At 73.5% G+C, this 19,437-nt stretch carries 17 protein-coding genes; 16 read left to right on the top strand and 1 reads right to left on the bottom strand.

What is annotated here, in order from left to right; translation table 11 throughout:
* Nucleotides 1–23: 23 nt before the first annotated feature.
* From pgeF to O2W17_RS00670, 6 genes are all read left to right on the top strand, one after another.
* Complete coding sequence (pgeF, locus tag O2W17_RS00695; RefSeq protein ID WP_269190470.1) at nucleotides 24–755, top strand: peptidoglycan editing factor PgeF; 732 nt, start codon at nucleotides 24–26, stop codon at nucleotides 753–755.
* A 67-nt stretch (nucleotides 756–822) separates the two neighbouring features.
* On the top strand, nucleotides 823–1,557 hold the full coding sequence (locus O2W17_RS00690) for a YggS family pyridoxal phosphate-dependent enzyme (RefSeq protein ID WP_269190469.1): 735 nt from the start codon (nucleotides 823–825) through the stop codon (nucleotides 1,555–1,557).
* 90 nt (nucleotides 1,558–1,647) lie between these two features.
* A complete protein-coding gene (locus O2W17_RS00685) occupies nucleotides 1,648–2,385 on the top strand; it encodes a cell division protein SepF (protein ID WP_269190468.1) in 738 nt (245 codons plus the stop codon).
* Between the two features lie 49 nt (nucleotides 2,386–2,434).
* Nucleotides 2,435–2,722 carry a YggT family protein gene (locus O2W17_RS00680; protein ID WP_269190467.1) on the top strand — a complete coding sequence of 96 codons (288 nt, stop codon included), beginning with the start codon at nucleotides 2,435–2,437 and terminating at the stop codon, nucleotides 2,720–2,722.
* Between the two features lie 97 nt (nucleotides 2,723–2,819).
* Nucleotides 2,820–3,560 carry a DivIVA-like cell division protein Wag31 gene (wag31, locus tag O2W17_RS00675; RefSeq protein ID WP_269190466.1) on the top strand — a complete coding sequence of 247 codons (741 nt, stop codon included), beginning with the start codon at nucleotides 2,820–2,822 and terminating at the stop codon, nucleotides 3,558–3,560.
* A 140-nt stretch (nucleotides 3,561–3,700) separates the two neighbouring features.
* Nucleotides 3,701–4,387, top strand: a complete 687-nt coding sequence (locus O2W17_RS00670) for a hypothetical protein (protein ID WP_269190465.1) — start codon at nucleotides 3,701–3,703, stop codon at nucleotides 4,385–4,387.
* Nucleotides 4,388–4,424: 37 nt separating this feature from the next.
* Here O2W17_RS00670 and ileS read toward each other — a convergent pair whose 3' ends face one another.
* Complete coding sequence (gene ileS / locus O2W17_RS00665; RefSeq protein WP_269190464.1) at nucleotides 4,425–7,586, bottom strand: isoleucine--tRNA ligase; 3,162 nt, start codon at nucleotides 7,584–7,586, stop codon at nucleotides 4,425–4,427.
* A gap of 130 nt (nucleotides 7,587–7,716) precedes the next feature.
* Here ileS and O2W17_RS00660 point away from each other — a divergent pair, with 130 nt between their 5' ends.
* The 10 genes from O2W17_RS00660 to O2W17_RS00615 all read left to right on the top strand — a co-directional run bounded on the left by O2W17_RS00660 (nucleotide 7,717) and on the right by O2W17_RS00615 (nucleotide 19,419).
* Nucleotides 7,717–9,228 (top strand): potassium/proton antiporter, encoded by a 1,512-nt coding sequence (locus O2W17_RS00660; protein ID WP_269190463.1) that lies wholly within the window; start codon nucleotides 7,717–7,719, stop codon nucleotides 9,226–9,228.
* Nucleotides 9,229–9,303: 75 nt separating this feature from the next.
* Nucleotides 9,304–10,533, top strand: coding sequence for a DUF4032 domain-containing protein (locus O2W17_RS00655; RefSeq protein WP_269190462.1), 1,230 nt, complete (start codon nucleotides 9,304–9,306; stop codon nucleotides 10,531–10,533).
* Nucleotides 10,534–10,729: 196 nt separating this feature from the next.
* On the top strand, nucleotides 10,730–11,995 hold the full coding sequence (locus O2W17_RS00650) for an extracellular solute-binding protein (protein WP_269190461.1): 1,266 nt from the start codon (nucleotides 10,730–10,732) through the stop codon (nucleotides 11,993–11,995).
* The gene (locus O2W17_RS00645; protein ID WP_269190460.1) at nucleotides 11,992–12,957 is read left to right on the top strand and encodes a carbohydrate ABC transporter permease; all 966 of its coding nucleotides are present in this window, start codon (nucleotides 11,992–11,994) and stop codon (nucleotides 12,955–12,957) included. The genes O2W17_RS00650 and O2W17_RS00645 overlap by 4 nt, the downstream gene beginning before the upstream one ends.
* Before the next feature lie 2 nt (nucleotides 12,958–12,959).
* Nucleotides 12,960–13,793 (top strand): carbohydrate ABC transporter permease, encoded by an 834-nt coding sequence (locus O2W17_RS00640; protein WP_269190459.1) that lies wholly within the window; start codon nucleotides 12,960–12,962, stop codon nucleotides 13,791–13,793.
* A gap of 55 nt (nucleotides 13,794–13,848) precedes the next feature.
* Nucleotides 13,849–15,150, top strand: coding sequence for an ABC transporter ATP-binding protein (locus O2W17_RS00635; protein ID WP_269190458.1), 1,302 nt, complete (start codon nucleotides 13,849–13,851; stop codon nucleotides 15,148–15,150).
* Between the two features lie 141 nt (nucleotides 15,151–15,291).
* Nucleotides 15,292–16,935: a glycoside hydrolase family 13 protein gene (locus tag O2W17_RS00630; protein WP_269190457.1), complete on the top strand. Its 1,644-nt coding sequence runs from the start codon at nucleotides 15,292–15,294 to the stop codon at nucleotides 16,933–16,935.
* Nucleotides 16,936–16,987: 52 nt separating this feature from the next.
* Nucleotides 16,988–17,620 carry a signal peptidase II gene (lspA, locus tag O2W17_RS00625; RefSeq protein WP_269190456.1) on the top strand — a complete coding sequence of 211 codons (633 nt, stop codon included), beginning with the start codon at nucleotides 16,988–16,990 and terminating at the stop codon, nucleotides 17,618–17,620.
* Nucleotides 17,621–17,657: 37 nt separating this feature from the next.
* Complete coding sequence (locus tag O2W17_RS00620; RefSeq protein WP_269190455.1) at nucleotides 17,658–18,605, top strand: RluA family pseudouridine synthase; 948 nt, start codon at nucleotides 17,658–17,660, stop codon at nucleotides 18,603–18,605.
* Nucleotides 18,606–18,615: 10 nt separating this feature from the next.
* Entirely contained in the window at nucleotides 18,616–19,419 is an 804-nt protein-coding gene (locus O2W17_RS00615; protein ID WP_269190454.1) for a CPBP family intramembrane glutamic endopeptidase, read from the top strand.
* The last annotated feature ends 18 nt before the right edge of the window (nucleotides 19,420–19,437 follow it).

Here is a 19,437-nt window from a genome sequence, read left to right as displayed (position 1 = left end):
GAGGAGGCCCTAGGGTGGTCCCGATGAGCATCGATGCGGCCGCCTCGTCGGCGGTGCGACCACGCCGGGTCGTCACCGACCGACGGGGCGGCCGTTCCCGTGCCCCCTACGACTCCTTCAACCTCGGGTCGCACGTCGGTGACGACCCGGCCGACGTCGCGGCCAACCGGGCCCGCGTCGCGCGGGAGCTCGGCGTGGCCGAGGACCGGCTGGTCTGGATGGACCAGGTGCACGGTACGGACGTGGCGGTCGTCGACGGCCCGCAGCCGGGGCCGCTGGCCGCCACCGACGGTCTGGTGACCGCCACGCCGGGCCTGGTGCTCGCGGTCCTCGCCGCCGACTGCGTCCCGGTCCTGCTGGCCGACCACCGCACCGGCGTCGTCGCCGCCGTGCACGCCGGGCGGGAGGGGGTGCGCCGGGGCGTCCTGCCGGCCGCGCTGTCGGCCATGGCGAGCCTGGGCGCCCGCGCCCGGCACGTGACCGCGCTGCTCGGACCCGCGGTGTGCGGTGCCTGCTACGAGGTGCCCGAGGCGATGCAGGCCGACGTCGCGCAGGTCGCGCCCACCGCGGCCGTGCGCACCCGCGTCGGCACACCGGGGCTGGACCTGCGGGCCGGGATCGAGGAGATCCTCCGCCGCGCCGGGATCCCCGAGGTGGTCCAGGACGCGCGCTGCACGGTGGAGGACCCCACCCTGTTCTCGCACCGCCGCGACGGCGTCACCGGCCGCCAGGCCGGGCTCGTCTGGCTCGCCTGACGACGGATCCCGTCGCCGGCCGCCGCCCCCGGCCGCTCCCTGCCCGCCGCGGGGGAGGATCGGCGTCATGAGTCCGCTCGCCGAGAACCTGAGGGCCGTGCGCGCCCGGATCGACGCGGCGGCCCGGGCCGCCGGGCGGGAGCCCGACGACGTCGCGCTGCTCGCGATCAGCAAGACCTGGCCCGTCGACGACGTGCGGGCGCTGGCCGGCCTCGGGCAGCGCGACTTCGGCGAGAACCGCGTGCAGGAGCTCCTGGGCAAGGCCGCCGAGCTGGCGGGTGCGGACCTGCGGTGGCACTTCGTCGGCCAGCTGCAGCGGAACAAGGCCGCCGCGGTGGCCCGGACCGGCGCGGTGGTCCACTCCGTCGACCGGGCCTCCCTGGCCGCCACCCTCGACCGCGCCGGCCAGGAGGCGGGGCGCGCGGTGGACGTGCTCGTCCAGGTGGACCTCGGGGGCCCGGAGGGGCAGGCCGCTGCGCGGGGCGGGGCGCAGCCCCGGGACGTCCCCGCCCTCGCCGACGCGGTCGCCGGCTCGCCGGGTCTGCGGCTGCGGGGGCTCATGGCCGTCGCCCCCCGCGGCGAGCACCCGGCAGCCGCGTTCGAGCGCCTCGCCGCCCTCGCGGAGCGGCTGCGGGCCGACCACCCCGGCGCGGTCGAGATCTCCGCGGGCATGAGCGGTGACCTCGAGGACGCCGTCGCGGCCGGCGCCACCATCGTGCGTGTCGGAACCGCGTTGTTCGGCGCGCGGCCCCTACCCTGCGGTGAGTTCGAGGAACACCAGCCACGCGAGTCACAGCCGTAACGCGAGCCGCAGGCTCACCGGGCTCGTAGGGGCGATGTGACGACGATCGTGCAGACGCGCGCTGAGGACACCGGCAGAGGGGGAGGTCCGATGGCTGGAGCCATGCGGAGGATGGGGATCTACCTGGGGCTCGTCGAGGACGACGACCCCCGCGGCTACGGCCGGTACGACTCCCGCGGTTCCGACGAGCTGGAGCGCGACCGTCGCTACGGCGGGTACGGCGAGGACCGCTACGGCGACGAGTTCGCCGACCGGCCCTACGCCGACGACGACTACGCCGGCGGGTACGCCGACGAGGAGCCCGCGGTCGCCGCGGTGCCCGCCGCCCGCGACCCCGAGCCGCTGTCGGTGCGCCGGGTGCAGGCCCGTCCGCTCGGCCTCGCGCCGGCCGGGGCGAGCGCCTCCGGAGCCGGCACCGGTTCCGGCCCGGTGGGTGCCCGGCTCGGCGGCATGAACAGCGGCCCCGTCGCTGCCGCGGGCCTCGCCGTCCGCGAGCCGGTGGTGGCCCCCGAGCCCGAGCCCGAGGCGGCACCTGCTCCCGTGTCCAAGACCTACCGGATCACCACGCTGCACCCGCGCACCTACAACGAGGCGCGCACCATCGGCGAGCGGTTCCGCGACGGCATGCCGGTCATCATGAACCTCACCGAGATGGACGACGCCGACGCCAAGCGCCTCGTCGACTTCGCTGCGGGCCTGAGCTTCGGGCTGCGCGGTAGTATCGAGCGCGTCACGGCGAAGGTGTTCCTGCTCAGCCCGCAGGACGTCGCCGTCACCGCTGAGGACAAGGCGAAGATCCGCGAGGGCGGGTTCTCCGACAAGTCCTGAGCGGCGAAGTGGAGTCGGCACCAGGGGGTGCCCTGAACGAGCGGGGCCCGTGTCTCTTTTCTGGCAGATCCTCTCATCGGTGCTGCTCGTCTTCCTCGTGCTGCTCTTCGCGCGGTTCGTCGTCGACTGGGTGATGGTGCTGGCCCGCAGCTGGCGCCCCACGGGCCTGGTCGCGGCCGGCCTCGAGGTCGTCTACTCCACCACCGACCCGCCGCTCAAGGCGGTGCGCAAGGTCATCCCGCCGTTGAACCTGGGGTCCATCAGACTGGACCTCGGGTTTATGGTGCTGCTGATCGCCGTGGTGGTCCTCCGGAACGTCACGCTCGCACTCGCATGACCGCTGAATCCCCCGGGATCAGAGCCGCAGGACGGTCGCGCTCCACCGGCCGCCCCCGCACGACCCTGTCCCGCCGTCCGACCCGAGGTGACCTGCGATGCCACTGACGCCTGCCGACGTGCACAACGTCGTCTTCAAGAAGCCGCCCATCGGCAAGCGGGGCTACGACGAGGACGAGGTCGACGCCTTCCTCGACGTGGTGGAGGCCGAGCTGGCCCGCTTGATCGAGGAGAACAACGAGCTCCGCTCCACCGCGGGCCGCGCGGGCGCGCGGGCCGAGGAGCGGCCCGAGCCGCCCGCCCCGGCGCCGGCCCCGGTCGCCCCGCCGGTGGCCGCCCCGCCGCCGGTCCAGCCGCCGCGGGAGGACGACAGCGCGCGTGCCTCGCGGATGCTGGCCCTGGCCACCGAGACCGCTGACCGTTACGTCAACGAGGCCAAGACGCAGGCCGAGCAGATGCTCACCGGTGCCAAGACCAACAGCGAGCGCCTCATGACCGAGGCGCGGTCCAAGAGCGAGCAGATGGTCACCGAGGCCAAGCACCGCGCGGACTCGATGATCGGCGACGCGCGCACCCGCGCCGAGACCATGGAGCGGGAGGCCCGCACCAAGGCCGCCGCGCTCGACCAGGACGCCGAGCGCCGGCACGTCGAGGTCATGGGCGGCCTCGAGGAGAAGCGCAGCAGCCTGGAGCGGAAGATCGAGGAGCTGCGGACCTTCGAGCGCGAGTACCGCACCCGGCTGCGGTCCTACCTCGAGTCGCACCTGCGCGACCTGGACAGCCGTGGCTCGGCCGAGCCCGCGACGGCCGGCCGGCAGAACCAGCACGCCTCCGCCTGACTCAGCCTGACGGGCAGTACCGCAGGGCCCCCGGATTTCGATCCGGGGGCCCTGCTGCGTTCCTGGGCCCCGCCCCGCCGCGGGGACCCGCGCCGGGTCTGCGAGGTGTGGGTGGCGGATGGGCCTTCTAGAGTCCAGGCGTGATCGTGTCCGCCGGGCTGCTCGTGCTCCTGGGCGCCGGGCTGTTCGTGGGCGGGCTGATCACGGGCATCACCGCGCTCTACTGGGGCTGCGTGGCCGCCTGCGTCGTCGCGGCGGGGGTGCTGGTGGCGGCCCGCCGGGCGATGGGGGCCGGTCCGGCCCCGGCGGCGACCGACCCGACCGCCCCGGGCGACGGGGCGCCGGCTCCGGCCGGGCTCCCGGCGGCGACCGGGCCGGACCTGGCGACCGGCGCCACCGGAGCCCGGCCTCCCGGCGAGCCACCTCCCGTCGAGCCACCTCGCGTCGAGCCGCCCGCCGACCGGCAGCGCACGGCCGAACCCGCCGCCGAGCCGGCCGCCGATCCCGCGCAGGGGAGGACCACGCCCGTCAGGGAGCCGGCGGCAGGGGCGACCGCCGCCCCGGCCGCGGCCGCGGAGCTGCCCGACCCGCCGGTGGAGGAGGTGGAGGTGACCGATCTGCTGGTCATCGTCGACCTCACCGACGAGGTGCTCGTCGTCGACGAGCGCCCCCGGTACCACGTGCCCGGGTGCGTGCACCTCGACGGCCACAGCACGATCCCGCTGCCGCTGGACGAGGCGCGCACCGACGGGTTCACCCCGTGCGGGGTGTGCCGCCCCGACCGCACGCTCGCCGAGCGCGCCCGGGCCCGCCGGAGGTCCGGCTAGGCCTGTCGCGCGCCCGGCCGCGGGACGGGGTCCCCCCTCAGCCGGCCTTGACCAGCCAGAACCGCGAGCCCTCCGGCCCCTCGACGCCCTCGCCCGGGCCCGCGGTGCCGGCATGCACGGCGCTGGCCAGCACCTCGCCGGCCAGCTGCTCGGTGTGCTCGGTCAGCGCCTGCGCCATGGCGCCGTCCGCGGTCCAGGACAGCTCGATGCGGTCGCTGACCTCCAGGCCGCTGGTCTTGCGCGCCTCCTGCACGAGCCGGACCACCTCGCGGACCAGGCCCGCGCGCTCCAGCTCCGGGGTGAGGGTGAGGTCGAGGGCGACGGTCAGGCCGCCACCGCTGGCCACGGTCCAGCCCTCGCGCGGGGTCTCGGTGACGACCAGGTCGCCGTCCTCGAGCGCCACGGGGGAGCCCTCGACGTCCACGCTCGCCGTGCCCGCGCGGTAGGCCGCGACGAGGGACGGCGCGTCGGCCGTGGCGACCGCCTTCGCCACCGCCTGCACCCGCTTGCCCAGCCGGCGGCCGACCGCCCGGAAGTCGACCTTCACGCTGACGTCGACCAGGCCGCCGCCGACCGCGGCGAGCTCCATCAGCTCGGCGACGTTCAGCTCGTCGGCCACCTCGGCGACCAGGTCCCCGGGGAGGGCCGACCAGCCCGGCGCGGCCACGACGGCGCGCGCCAGCGGCTGCCGGGTGCGCATCTTGGCCGAGGTGCGCGCCGACCGGCCCAGCTCCACGAGCCGGCGCACCAGCACCATCTGCTCGACCAGCCGGTCGTCCAGCGCCGCCTCGTCGACCTGCGGCCACGAGGCGAGGTGCACCGAGTCGACGGCCGTGCCGTCGGCCAGGCCCGGCACGACGGCGCGCCCCCACACCTCGTCGGTGACGAACGGCGTGAACGGCGCCATCAGGCGGGTCAGGCCGTCGAGGACCTCGTGCAGGGTGCCCAGCGCCGACGGGTCGCCGTCCCAGAACCGGCGCCGCGAGCGCCGCACGTACCAGTTGGACAGGTCGTCGACGAACTGCGCCAGCAGCCGGCCGGCGCCCTGGGTGTCGAAGTCCTCCAGCGCGGCGGTGACGTCGCGGGTGACCGCGGCCAGCTCGGCCAGCGCCCAGCGGTCCAGCAGCGGCCGCTCCGCCCGCGCCGGCGCGGGGGCCGTCGCGGGGTCCCAGCCGTTGGTCTCGGCGTACAGCGTGAAGAAGCTGGCGGTGTTCCAGTAGGTGAGCAGGACCTTCCGCACCACCTCGGACAGCGTCTCGTGCCCGACCCGCCGGGCCGACCACGGCGAACCGCCGGCGAGCATGAACCAGCGGACGGCGTCGGCGCCGTGCCGGTCCATCAGCGGGATCGGCTCGAGGATGTTGCCCAGGTGCTTGCTCATCTTCCGGCCGTCCTCGGCCAGGATGTGCCCGAGGCACAGCACGTTCTCGTACGAGCTCTTCTCGAACACCAGCGTGCCGACGGCCATCAGCGTGTAGAACCAGCCGCGGGTCTGGTCGATCGCCTCGCAGATGAACTGCGCCGGGTAGGCGGCCTCGAACTCCTCCTGGTTCCGGTGCGGCGCACCCCACTGGGCGAACGGCATGGAGCCGGAGTCGTACCAGGCGTCGATGACCTGCCGGACCCGCCGGTAGGTGCCCTCCTCACCGGCCACCGTGAAGGTGACGTCGTCGATGAACGGGCGGTGCGGGTCCAGGTCGGAGAGGTCGGTGCCGGTGAGCTCGGACAGCTCGGCCAGCGAGCCGACGGCGATCATCCGGGTCGGGTCGGCGTCGTTGCGCCAGATCGGCAGCGGCGTGCCCCAGTAGCGGTCGCGCGACAAGGCCCAGTCGACGTTGTTGTTCAGCCAGTCGCCGTAGCGGCCGGTCTTGATGCTCTCCGGGTACCAGTTGGTCTTCTCGTTCTCGGCGAGCAGCTGGTCCTTGATCTGGCTGGTGCGGATGTACCAGGACGGCTGCGCGTAGTACATGAGCGGCGTGTGGCAGCGCCAGCAGTGCGGATAGCTGTGCTCGTACCGGATCTCGCGGAACAGCACGCCGCGGCCCGCCAGGTCCTCGACGAGCGCGGGGTCGGCGGCCTTGAAGAAGTGCCCGCCCACCAGCGGCACCTCGGGCAGGAAGTGCCCGGTCGCGTCGATGGGGTTGACCACCGGCAGCCCGTAGCCGCGGCAGACGGCGAGGTCGTCGGCGCCGAAGGCGGGGGACTGGTGGACCAGCCCGGTGCCGTCGTCGGTGGTGACGTACTCGGCGAGCAGGACGAAGTGCGCGTCCTCGCCGGCCGGGAAGTCGACCAGCTCGAACGGCCGCCGGTAGTGGGTGCGCTCCCACTCGCGCCCGGGCGCGCGGCCGAGCACCTCGGCGTCCTCCCCGAGGACGGCGGTCACGAGCGGCTCGGCGACCACGACCGGCACGTCGTCCGAGCCGGCCGCGCGGGCGACGACGTAGGGGACGTCGGGGTGCACGGCGACGGCGGTGTTGCTCGGCAGCGTCCACGGCGTCGTCGTCCAGACCAGCAGGTCGGCCCGGCCGGCCCACTCGCCGTCGGTGATGGGCAGCCGCACGTAGACCGAGGGGTCGGTGATGGTCTCGTACCCCTGGGCGACCTCGTGGTCGCTCAGTCCGGTGCCGCAGCGCGGGCAGTAGGGCGCCACCCGGTGGTCCTCGACCAGCAGCCCCTTCTCGAAGACCTGCTTGAGCGACCACCAGACGCTCTCGATGTAACTGGGGTCCATCGTCCAGTAGGCGGTGGACATGTCCACCCAGTAACCCATCCGGCGGGTGAGCTCGGTGAACGCGCCGACGTGGCGCTCCACCGACGCCCGGCAGCGGGCGTTGAACTCGGCGATGCCGTAGCGCTCGATGTCGGGCTTGCCGGCGAAGCCCAGCTCCTGCTCGACGGCGATCTCCACCGGCAGGCCGTGGCAGTCCCAGCCCGCGCGGCGCGGCACGGAGAAGCCCTGCATCGTCTTGAAGCGGGGGAAGACGTCCTTGAACGCGCGCGCCTCGATGTGGTGGGTGCCCGGCCGGCCGTTCGCCGTGGGCGGGCCCTCGTAGAAGTTCCACTGCGGCCGGCCGGCCGACTCCTGCAGCGATCGGCCGAAGACCTTCTCGGACTCCCAGCGCTCGAGGATCCGGTGCTCCAGGGCGGGCAGGTCGACCTGCGGGGGCAGCGCGGCGAAGGGGCCGGTGGGAGCACTCACGCCCCCATTCTCCCCGAACCGGCAAACGGGTTCGCCGGGTGCCACCTCCCCGCCGCCGACCCGCCCGGCACCCGCGGCGGGGAGGGCCCGGAGGAGCGGTGCGGAAGACTGCGGTCATGAGGGTCGACCGGTGAACGCCACCGTCACCGTCGCCCTGGCCATCGGCGCGGTCGTCGTGCTGGTCGCGGCGGTGGCGCTGCGGCTGGCGGACCGCCTCGGGCTGCCCAGCCTGCTGCTCTACCTGGCCCTGGGCGTGATGCTGGGGGAGAGCGGGCTCGGCGTGCAGTTCGACGACGCCGAGCTCACCCAGACGCTCGGCGTCGCCGCGCTGGTGGTGATCCTGGCCGAGGGTGGCCTGACGACCCGGTGGGCCGACGTCCGCCGGGCGATCGGGCCCGGCCTCACCCTCGCCACCGTGGGCGTCGCGGTCAGCGTGCTGGTCACGGCCGGCATCACGGTGTGGTTGCTGGACGCGTCGTGGGGCTTCGCGCTGCTCCTTGCCGCGGTCATCGGCTCGACCGACGCGGCGGCGGTCTTCGCCGCGCTGCGCAAGCTGCCGCTCCCGCGCCGGCTCGCCGCCGCGCTGGAGGCGGAGAGCGGCCTCAACGACGCCCCGGCGATCCTGCTGGTGACCACGCTGGCCGCCGTGCTCACCGACGTCCAGGCCGACGCCTGGTGGCTGGTGGTGCTGCAGGTGGTCGGGCAACTCGTGGGCGGTGCGGTCGTCGGCGTCGCGACCGGGGTCCTGGGCACGCAGCTGCTGCGGCGGGTGGCGCTGCCGCTGGCCGGCTTCTACCCGCTCGCGATCCTGTCGCTGTGCGTGCTCGCGTTCGCCGCGGCGACGCTGGCGTGGACCTCGGGCATCGTCGCCGTCTACCTGTGCGGGGTCGTGCTCGGCAACGCCACGCTGCCGCACCGCACGGCGAGCATCGGGTTCGCCGAGGGGATGGCGTCCCTGGCCCAGATCGGGCTGTTCGTGCTGCTGGGACTGCTGGTCTCACCGCCCCGGCTGGCCGATGCGCTCGTCCCGGCCCTCGTCGTGGGCGGGGCGCTGCTGCTGGTGGCCCGGCCGCTCTCCGTGGTCCTGTCGCTGATGTGGTTCCGGTGGCCCTGGTCCCAGCAGGCGTTCGTGTCGTGGGCCGGGCTGCGCGGGGCCGTGCCGATCGTGCTCGCCACGTTCCCCGTCACGGCGGGTGTGCCGGGGGCGGGGCGGATCTTCGACACCGTCTTCGTGCTGGTCGTCGTCTTCACGCTGGTGCAGGGCTGGTCCCTGCCGTGGGTCGCCCGGCGGCTCGGGATCGGCACACCGGTCGCACCGCGGGAGATCCAGGTGGAGGCCGCGCCGCTGGAGGAGCTGGACGCCGAGCTGATGCAGATGACAGTGCCCGAGGGCTCCCGGCTGCACGGCGTGTACCTGCCGGAGCTGCGCCTGCCCGAGGATGCGGCGGTGGTGCTCATCGTCCGCGACGGCCGCTCGTTCGTGCCCGACGAGAACACCCGGCTGATGCGCGGGGACCAGGCGCTGCTGGTCTCGGCGCGGCGCTCCCGGCCGGAGGCCGAGCGCAGGCTGCGCGCGGTCAGCCGCGCCGGCCGGCTCGCCACGTGGCGGGGCGAGACCGGCCGCCCCGACGAGACCGACTGACGGGACGCGCACCGCGACCGGGCATGGGATGGTGAGCGCCGGTGACCGCCGTCGTCCACCGGTTCGGAGCGCGCCATGCGGTTCATCTTCCGGCCACCCGCCGCCGAGGCGACGGGGCTGCTCAGCCTGCCCTGGGACCAGCCGCTCGAGGAGTGGGAAGACGAGCTGCTGCTCGACGTCCCGTCGCGCGGCATCTCGCGGCACGTCGTCCGGTTCGTCGCCGTCGACGGCCACGTCTTCGCCCTGAAGGAGATCTCCGAGCGGCTGGCCCGGCACGAGTACGCGCTGCTGGCCCAGTTCGAGGGGGAGGGGCTGCCGTCCGTCTCGGTGCTCGGCATCTGCGTCGACCGGCCGCACGACCAGCAGGCCATCCTGGTGACCCGCTACCTCGAGTACTCGATGTCCTACCGCTGGCTGTTCTCCCGGCCCCAGGGCGAGCACTCGGCCGAGCAGCTGCTCGACACGATGGTCGTGCTGCTGGTCCGGCTGCACCTGGCCGGCGTCTTCTGGGGTGACTGCTCGCTGTCCAACACCCTCTTCCGGCTGGACGCCGGCACCTTCTCGGCCTACCTCGTCGACGCCGAGACCGTCGACCGGCACCCGCGGCTGTCCCCGGGGCAGCGGGCCTACGACGTCGACCTCGCCCGCGAGCGGGTGGGCGCCGAGCTGCTGGACCTGCGCTTCGGCGGGCTGCTCCCGGACGGCATCGACCCCATCGAGGTGGCCGACGGGCTGCCCCGGCGCTACGAGACGCTGTGGGAGGAGGTCACCCGCGAGGAGGTCTTCCGCACCGACGAGCAGCGCTACCGGGTCGCCGAGCGGCTGCGGCGCCTCAACGACCTGGGGTTCGACGTCGGCGAGGTGGAGCTGCTGACCACCGACGAAGGCACCCGGCTGCGGGTGGAGACCCGCGTCGCCGAGCCCGGGCAGAACCGGCGGGAGCTGTTCAAGCTGACCGGACTGGAGGTGCAGGAGCGCCAGGCCCAGCGGCTGCTCAACGACGTGCGCGCGTTCCGCGCCTACCTGGAGCAGAAATCGGGCCGGCCGGTGCCGGAGACGATCGCCGGGCACCGCTGGCTGGCGGAGGTCTACCAACCCGTCGTCGACGCGATCCCGCGCCACCTCGCCGGCCGGCTGGCGCCGGCGGAGATCTTCCACGAGGTGCTCGAGCACCGGTGGTTCCTGTCCGAGCACGCCGGCCGGGACGTCGGGACGACGGAGGCGGCGCGGTCCTACCTCGAGACGGTGCTGCCGCGGACGCCCCCCGAGGTCACCACGCCGTCGGTCATCGCCGGGCGGAAGTAGCCACCAGGAGGACGGCCCGCCGGGGCGCAGGTCTCGGCCCGGCCGCGAATCGCCGAGATCTCACCGGTTCGGATTGACACCCCTTGTGACCTGTACCACGCTCCGAGAGCCGTCGTGATCTCGGTCGGGTGGACGCCAACGGAGGCGAGGACTGATGCCGAACGCTCCTGGTCGGAGACGCCAGAGGAGAAGGGCAGTGGGGGCTGCGGCCTCGCTCGTCGCGGTGGCCACGCTGTCGGCCTGCGGGAGCGACTCGGGCAGCGACTCGACGCTCACCTGGTACACCAATCCCGACTCGGGAGGGCAGGCGGAGATCGCGGCGCGCTGCACCGAGGCAGCGGACGGCGCGTACACCATCGAGACGGCGCAGCTGCCCCGGGAGTCGTCGCAGCAGCGCGAGCAGCTGATCCGGCGGCTGGCGGCGGAGGACGACTCGATCGACCTCATGAGCCTGGACCCGCCGTACATCCCCGAGTTCGCCCAGGCCGGCTTCCTGGCACCCGTGCCCGAGGACGTCGCCGAGCGGGTGACGGAGGACGTCGTCCAGAGCGCGATCGACGGGTCCACCTGGGACGACGAGCTGGTCGCCGTGCCGTTCTGGGCCAACACCCAGCTGCTCTGGTACAAGCAGTCGGCGGCCGAGGCCGCCGGGCTGGACATGGACGAGCCGGTCACGTGGGCCCAGCTCGTCGCCGCGGCCGAGGAGCAGGGCACGCAGATCGCCGCGCAGGGCATCCGCGCCGAGGCGCTCACGGTCTGGACCAACGCGCTCATCGAAGGGGCCGGCGGCTCGATCATCGAGGAGACCGCCCCGGACCCGGAGGACATCGAACTCGGTCTCCGGTCCGAGGCCGCCGTGGCGGCGGCCGAGGCCATGCAGGCCGTGGCGACGGTCGGCGGTCCTGCCTTCTCCACCGCCGGCGAGGACGCCAACGTGACGGACTTCGAGGAGGGCGACGCGGCCTTCATGGTCAACTGGCCGTTCGTCTGGCCCCGCGCCCTGTCCGCCGTCGAGGCGGGCACCCTCGACGCGTCCGTCCCCGAGGACTACGGGTGGGCGCGCTACCCGCGGACCGTCGAGGGGGAGGAGAGCAGGCCTCCCTACGGCGGCATCAACATCGGCATCGGCGCCTTCAGCCGGAACACCGACCTGGCGTACGAGGCCGCCGAGTGCATCGTCTCCGAGGAGAACCAGACCTACTACTTCCTCACCAACGGCAACCCGGCGGCCAAGGCGTCCGTCTACGACGACCCCGAGGTCCTCGAGGAGTTCCCGCAGGCACCGCTCATCCGGGAGTCGCTGGAGGCGGCCGCACCCCGGCCGCAGACCGTCTACTACAGCGAGGTCTCCGGGGCGCTGCAGCGGGTCTACCACCCGGCGAGCTCGGTGGAGCCGGGTCAGACCGGCGCGACGGCCGCCGAACTCATCAACGCCGTCCTGGCAGGGGAGGAACTGCTGTGAGCACCACGACCCTGCCGCCCGGCGAGAAGACCGATCCGAGATCGGCGCCGGAGAAGAAGGCCGGCATCAGCGATCGGTCGCGCAGCGAGCGGAAGCTCGGCTGGCTGCTGGCCGGCCCGGCGTTCGTGGTGATGCTGGCGGTCACCGCCTACCCGATCGCCCAGGCCATCTACGAGTCCCTGTTCTCCTACCGGCTCACCGACCCGGCCAACCGGTCGTTCACCGGGCTGACCAACTACTGGGTGATCCTCACCGATCCCATCTGGTGGCAGGCCATCTGGGTCACCGTCTTCATCACGGTGGTCACCGTGGCGGTGGAGCTCGTGCTCGGTTTCGGCCTCGCCATGGTGATGGCCAAGGCGCTCAGCTCCATCCGCCCCGTCGTGCGGGCGGCGATCCTCATCCCGTACGCGGTCATCACGGTGGTGTCGGCCTTCGCGTGGCAGTTCGCCTTCGACATCAACACGGGGTTCGTCAACTCCTGGTTCGCCTGGATACCCGGGGTGACCGCGGACACCGACTGGTTCGGTGACAGGTGGCAGTCCCTGCTGGTCATCTGCCTGGCGGAGATCTGGAAGACCACCCCGTTCATCTCGCTGCTGCTGCTGGCCGGTCTGGCACAGGTGCCCGAGGTGCTGCAGGAGGCGGCGAAGGTCGACGGCGCCTCGTGGTGGCAACGGCTGTGGCGGGTGACCATCCCGAACATGAAGGCGGCGATCATGGTCGCCCTGCTGTTCCGCAGCCTGGATGCGTTCCGGGTCTTCGACAGCATCTTCATCATGACCGGCGGCGCCAACGGCACCGAATCGGTGTCGTTCCTCGCCTACCGGCAGACGATCGCCCGATTGGAGATCGGGCTCGGGTCCGCGGTCTCGGTGCTGCTGTTCCTCGTGGTGGTGCTGATCGCGTTCACCTTCATCAAGGCATTCAAGGTCGATCTGGCCTCGACTCGGGGGGAGTGAGGATGTCCACTCGGAAGAAGGTCATGTGGTGGATCGGTGGCGCGATCATCGTCGTGTACGCGCTGTTCCCGATCGCCTGGATCATCTCCATCTCGCTGAAGGCCCCGTCGGACATCGCCAACGGCCAGTTCCTGCCGAGCAGCATCTCCTGGGGCAACTACGAGACGGTCCTGACCGGGAGCGCGAGCGAGCTGTTCCTGCCGGCACTGCGCAACTCGTTCGGCATCTGCCTGATCGCCACGGCCATCTCCTGCCTGCTCGCGATGTTCGCCGCGTACGCCATCGCCCGGCTGGACTTCCCCGGCAAGAAGGTGATCCTGTCCACGGCGCTGGCGGTGGCGATCTTCCCGGTCATCTCGATCGTGACCCCGCTGTTCAACGTGTGGCGGCAGATCGGGCTCTACGACACCTGGCCCGGGCTGATCCTCCCGTACCTGTCGCTGACCCTGCCCATCTCGATCTGGACCATGTCGGCGTTCTTCCGGGAGATCCCGTGGGAGATGGAGCAGGCAGCCCAGGTCGACGGCGCGACCACCTGGCAGGCGTTCCGCAAGGTGATCGTCCCGCTGGCCGCTCCCGGTGTGTTCACCACGGCGATCATCGCGTTCTTCATCGCCTGGAACGACTTCGTCTACGGCATCGTCCTGACCTCGACGGAGGCAGCCCGACCCGTTCCGGCGGCGCTCGGCCTGTTCAGCGGCGCTTCCCAGTTCGAGGACCCGACCGGCGCCATCGCGGCGGCCGCGCTGATCGTGACGATCCCGGTCGTCGTCCTGGTCCTGCTGTTCCAGCGGCGCATCGTCGCCGGGCTGACCAACGGCGCGGTCAAGGGCTGACCGCCATGACTCCCACCCGCTCCACCGCAGCGACCTCCCGAGGGGACGAACACTGATGGCCTCCATCGAGATGAACAACATCGTCAAGAAGTACGGGGACGGGTTCCCGGCGGTCAACGACGTCAGCCTGGACATCGCCGACGGGGAGTTCATGATCCTCGTCGGCCCGTCCGGCTGCGGGAAGTCGACGCTGCTGCGGATGATCGTCGGTCTCGAGGACATCACCAGCGGCGACATGGTGATCGGCGGCAAGCGGGTCAACGACCTCGCACCGCGCGACCGGAACCTGTCGATGGTGTTCCAGAACTACGCGCTGTACCCGCACATGACGGTGTACGAGAACATCGCCTTCCCGCTCCGGCTGGCCAAGACGTCGGACGACGAGGTGCGCCGCCGGGTGAACGAGGCCTCGGACGTGCTGGAGCTCAAGGAGCACCTCGAGCGCAAGCCGGCCAACCTCTCCGGTGGTCAGCGGCAGCGCGTCGCGATGGGCCGCGCCATCGTCCGGCAGGCCGAGGCGTTCCTCTTCGACGAGCCGCTGTCCAACCTCGACGCCAAGCTCCGCGGTCAGATGCGCACCGAGATCTCGCGGCTGCAGCGCCGGCTGGGGATCACGACCGTCTACGTCACCCACGACCAGACCGAAGCCATGACCCTCGGCGACCGGGTCTGCGTGCTGCGCAAGGGCAAGATCCAGCAGGTCGCGTCGCCGCGGGAGCTCTACGAGCAGCCGGTCAACCTCTTCGTGGCCGGGTTCATCGGGTCGCCCCCGATGAACTTCCTGCCGGCGACGCCCGAGGGGAACACGCTGAAGACGCCGTTCGGGACGATCGACCTGGACGCCGAGCGCGCCGCGAAGATCGCCGGCCACGACCTGCTGCTGGTCGGCATCCGCCCGGAGTACTTCGAGGACGCCTCCCTGGTCGACGAGGCCAAGCGCCCCCTCGGGTCGACGTTCCGGGCGCGGGTCGACGTCACCGAGTGGCTGGGTGACTCGCAGTACGCCTACATCCCCTACGACGCCCCGGACTCGATCAAGGCCCAGCTGCGCGACCTGTCCAAGGAGCTCGACTCCGAGGAGCTGCGGACCCAGGCGATCGTGTCGATCGACGCGACCAGCCGCATCCGCGAGGGCCGGGAGGCCGAGTTCTGGCTCGACAGCCGCAAGGTCCACGTGTTCGACCCGGAGTCCGGCGAGAACCTGACCCGCGATCCCGAGGCCGGCGCCGAGCTCACCCGGATGGCGGCCCAGGACCGGATCGAGCAGCTCGAGGACTCGCAGGCGGGCGGCGCGCCCTCGGGCGGTGCACCCGCGGGCGGGACGCAGGTGGGTGGGGCCACGGCGGCCTCGGCCTGAGGAAGGGCCATCCTTCCCCCCACGCCTCGCACGCTCGGCGCGGGCCCCTGAAGGATGGCCGTTCCAGCACCTCACCAGGCTCGGCACGGGTCCGCGGAGGGCGGCCGTTCCAGCACGTCACCAGGCTCGGAGTTGGCAACGATGGGGCGGGACGCGTGGTGGCGGGACGCCGTCGTCTACGAGGTGTACCTGCGGAGCTTCGCCGACTCGGACGGGGACGGGGTCGGCGACCTCGGTGGCCTGCGCCGTCGGCTGCCCTACCTCGCCGAGCTCGGCGTCGACGCGCTGTGGATCACCCCCTGGTACCCCTCGCCCATGGCCGACGGCGGGTACGACGTCGCGGACTACTGCGACATCGATCCGCGGTTCGGCACCATCGCGGACGCCGACGCGCTCCTCGCCGAGGCCCACGGGCTCGGGCTCCGGGTCATCACCGACCTGGTCGCCAACCACACCTCCGAGGAGCACCCGTGGTTCCGGGCTGCTCTGGCGGCCGGGCCGGGGGCGCCGGAGCGGAGCAGGTACTTCTTCCGCGACGGCCGGGCGGGGGGCTCGGCGCCGCCGAACGACTGGATCAGCGCTTTCGGTGGGCCGGCCTGGACCCGGGTGCGCGAGCCCGACGGCTCGCCGGGGCAGTGGTACCTCCACCTGTTCGCCCCGGAACAGCCCGACCTCGACTGGGACCACCCGGGCGTCCGGGACGACTTCGACGCCGTCCTGCGCTTCTGGTTCGACCGCGGGGTCGACGGGATCCGGGTGGACGCCGCCCCCGCGATGGCGAAGGTGACCGGGCTCCCCGACGCCGGCCACGGCCCCGGCGCCCTCTTCGAGTCCCGCACCTGGGTGGGGAACCCGCACTGGGACGTCGACGAGGTGCACGACATCCTCCGGCGGTGGCGGCGGATCGGGGACAGCTACGAGGGCGGCCGGCTGTTCGTCACCGAGGCGGTGGTGAACGGGCCCGAACGGCTCAGCCGTTACGTCCGGCCGGACGAGATGCACACCAGCTTCAACTTCGACTACCTGGCCTCGCCCTGGGACGCCGGCCACCTCCGCGCCGTGATCGATGCCAGCCTGGCCGCGCTCGAACCGGTCGGGGCCCCGGCCACCTGGGTGCTGTCCAGCCACGACGAGACCCGGCACGCGACCCGGTTCGGGCGGGCGCGGAGCGCGGCCGCCACGATGGGCTTCGACACCGGCGCGCCGGCCGGCGACCCGGAGCTCGGGCTCCGGCGGGCCCGGGCGGCCGCGCTGCTCACCCTCGCCCTGCCCGGCTCGGCCTACGTCTACCAGGGCGAGGAGCTCGGGCTCCCCGAGGTGGAGGACCTGCCGGAGGAGGCGCTGCAGGACCCGACGTGGGAACGGTCGGGCCGCACCGCCCGGGGCCGGGACGGGTGCCGCGTGCCCCTCCCGTGGTCGGGCGACCGCCCGCCGTTCGGGTTCACCGACGACGGCGTCGAGCCCTGGCTGCCGCAGCCCGCGGGCTGGGCGGGCTGCACCGTCGCCGCGCAGCTGGCCGACCCGACGTCGACCCTGTCCCTCTACCGCACGGCGCTCTCCCTCCGCCGGCGCCTCCCGGGCCTGCGCGGCGGCGAGTTCTCCTGGTGGCGGGTCGCCGAGGACGCGGTCGCCTTCGACCGCGGGCCGTCGTTCCGGTGCGTGGTGAACCTGTCGGACGTGCCGCTGGACCTGCGCGGAGCGGGCCGCCGCCTCCTGTCCAGCGCGCCGTGTGCGGACCTGCTGCCGCCCGACACCGCGGTCTGGCTGGACCCCGGCGCCTCGTAGCCGCCCGTCTCCTGCCGCCCGGCGCCGATCCCCGCGGCTATCGTCGACGGAGATGGTCGCGCGGCCGCCGCCGACCACCCTGCCGAGCCGAGGAGCCCTCCTGTCCGAGCACGTCGACCCGGCGGACGACGCGTCCGGCGGCTCCTCCGCCGTCGCGCCGCCGCACCCACTCCGCACCCGGCTGCTGCTGTCGCTGGCGGCCACCGTCCTGGTGCTCGACCTGGTCACCAAGCTGGTCGTGGTCGCGACGATCGAGCCGGGGGAGGACATCCGCACCCTGGGCGGGGCGCTGTACCTGACCCAGCTGCGCAACACCGGGGCGGCGTTCTCCTTCGCCGAGGGCTTCACCGTGCTGTTCACCCTGGTGGCCGCGGTGGTGACGGTGGTCATCGTGCGCACCGCCCGCCGGCTGCGGTCGACCGGCTGGGCGGTCGCGCTCGGCCTGGTGCTCGGCGGGGCGCTGGGCAACCTGATCGACCGGATCTTCCGCGACCCCGGCTTCCTGCGCGGCGGCGTCGTCGACTTCCTCTCGGTCTTCGGCCCGGACGGGAGCGTGTTCCCGGTCTTCAACGTCGCCGACTCGGCCATCGTCTGCGGTGGCATCCTCGGGGTGCTGCTGGCCATCCGGGGCGTCGAGTTCGACGGCACCCGCAGCGGCGCGGACGAGCGGGCCGGCACCGCGTGAGGCACGGCTCCGCCGTCCGGTCCGCCCGACCCGCACAATGGAGCCCGTGACCAGCGCTCCCGGCCTCTCCCGGGCCCTCCCGGTGCCCGACGGGCTGGAGGGCCAGCGGGTCGACCAGGCCCTGTCCCGGCTGTTCGGCCTCTCCCGCACCGCCGCCGCCGAGGTGGCCGACGCCGGCCACGTCCTCGTCGACGGCCGCGTCCGCGGCAAGGGTGACCGGCTGACCGGCGGCAGCTGGCTGGAGGTGGAGCTGCCGCCCCCGCCGGGGGAGCCCGCGCCGCCCCGGCCGGTCGAGGGCATGTCGATCCTGTTCGACGACGACGACCTGGTGGTCGTGGACAAGCCGGTCGGCGTCGCGGCGCACCCCAGCCCGGGGTGGGACGGGCCCACGGTGATCGGCGGTCTCGCGGCGGCCGGCTACCGGGTCTCGACGTCGGGGGCGGCCGAGCGGCAGGGCGTGGTGCACCGGCTGGACGCCGCCACCACCGGCGTCATGGTCGTCGCGAAGAGCGAGCGCGCCTACACCGCGCTGAAGGCCGCCTTCAAGGAGCGCACGGTCGAGAAGGGCTACCACGCCCTCGTGCAGGGCCACCCGGATCCCTCGCGCGGCACCATCGACGCACCGATCGACCGGCACCCGCGGCACGACTGGCGGTTCGCCGTCGTCAGCGGCGGCCGCCCGTCGGTCACCCACTACGAGGTCACGGAGGCCTTCGCCGCCGCCAGCCTGGTCGACATCCGGCTGGAGACCGGCCGCACCCACCAGATCCGCGTGCACTTCTCGGCGCTGCGCCACCCCTGCGTCGGCGACACCACCTACGGCGCCGACCCCACCCTCGCGGCGAGGCTCGGCGTCTCCCGCCAGTGGCTGCACGCGGTGCGGCTGGGCTTCCCGCACCCGGCCGACGGGCGGTGGGTCGAGTTCACCAGCGAGTACCCGCCCGACCTCGCCGGCGCGCTGGCCGTCCTGCGCGCCGAGGCCTGACGCACCTCCGGTGACGGCGCTGCCGGCCTCCCTCGCCGACTTCGGCCCCGCGGCGCTGGCCGCGGTCGTGGTGGCCGTCTACCTGGTGGTGGGGGAGCCCGCGGTCGGGCACGTGCTGCACCGCCGGTTCGAGGGCCGGCTGCGCACCGACGCGGGGGCCCGCCGCTCGTTCTACCGGCGGCTGCTGGTGCTCGAGTGGGGACTGGCGGTCGTCGCGTTCGTCGTCTGGCTGTCCGCCCCCGGGGTCGACGCCGCGGCCGTCGGTCTGGTCTGGCCGCGCGAGTGGCCCGGACCGGTGTCCGCGGCCGTCGTCGTCCTGCTGCTGCTGTTCGTCGTCGCCTCCACCCGCCAGCTGCGCTCGGGCGCCCTGCTGGAGATGACCCGGCCGTCGCGCCGGCCGGGGGAGGGCCGGCACGCCGAGCCGCCGGGGCAGTCGACGCTGGCGCTGCTGCCGCGCACGGCCGGCGAGCGGCGGCTGTTCAGCGTCGTCGGCGTCACCGCCGGCGTCTGCGAGGAGTGGCTGTACCGCGGCTTCTTCCTCGCCGTGCTCTCGGCCCTGGTCGGCGGGGCGCCGTCGGTCGTGCTGGTCCTGGCCGCCGCCGTCGCCTTCGGGCTGGCGCACGCCTACCAGGGCCGCGCGGGCGTCGTGCTCACCGGCGTCCTCGGCGGGGTGATGGCGGCGCTCTACCTGGACACCGGCTCGCTGCTGCTGCCGGTGCTGCTGCACGCGGTGATCGACCTCCGGTTCCTGCTGGTGCCGGCCAGCGCCCTGCCCGCCGCGGCCGCCGGCGCGGAGGGGGACGCGGGCGGCTGAGCCGCGGTCGGCAGGATG

Origin of the sequence: Blastococcus sp. VKM Ac-2987 (genome assembly GCF_026967805.1) — a bacterium.
GTDB lineage: Bacteria > Actinomycetota > Actinomycetes > Mycobacteriales > Geodermatophilaceae > Blastococcus.
This window is presented reverse-complemented; position numbering and strand designations above follow the sequence as displayed.

What these genes read in the sequence shown, in the direction of transcription:
- O2W17_RS00635 (WP_269190458.1), top strand. Translation starts at nt 13,849, where the DNA reads ATGGCCTCCATCGAGATGAACAACATCGTCAAGAAGTACGGGGACGGG.
- pgeF (WP_269190470.1), top strand. Translation starts at nt 24, where the DNA reads ATGAGCATCGATGCGGCCGCCTCGTCGGCGGTGCGACCACGCCGGGTC.
- O2W17_RS00640 (WP_269190459.1), top strand. Translation starts at nt 12,960, where the DNA reads ATGTCCACTCGGAAGAAGGTCATGTGGTGGATCGGTGGCGCGATCATC.
- wag31 (WP_269190466.1), top strand. Translation starts at nt 2,820, where the DNA reads ATGCCACTGACGCCTGCCGACGTGCACAACGTCGTCTTCAAGAAGCCG.
- lspA (WP_269190456.1), top strand. Translation starts at nt 16,988, where the DNA reads ATGGTCGCGCGGCCGCCGCCGACCACCCTGCCGAGCCGAGGAGCCCTC.
- O2W17_RS00630 (WP_269190457.1), top strand. Translation starts at nt 15,292, where the DNA reads ATGGGGCGGGACGCGTGGTGGCGGGACGCCGTCGTCTACGAGGTGTAC.
- O2W17_RS00685 (WP_269190468.1), top strand. Translation starts at nt 1,648, where the DNA reads ATGGCTGGAGCCATGCGGAGGATGGGGATCTACCTGGGGCTCGTCGAG.
- O2W17_RS00655 (WP_269190462.1), top strand. Translation starts at nt 9,304, where the DNA reads ATGCGGTTCATCTTCCGGCCACCCGCCGCCGAGGCGACGGGGCTGCTC.
- O2W17_RS00690 (WP_269190469.1), top strand. Translation starts at nt 823, where the DNA reads ATGAGTCCGCTCGCCGAGAACCTGAGGGCCGTGCGCGCCCGGATCGAC.
- O2W17_RS00620 (WP_269190455.1), top strand. Translation starts at nt 17,658, where the DNA reads ATGGAGCCCGTGACCAGCGCTCCCGGCCTCTCCCGGGCCCTCCCGGTG.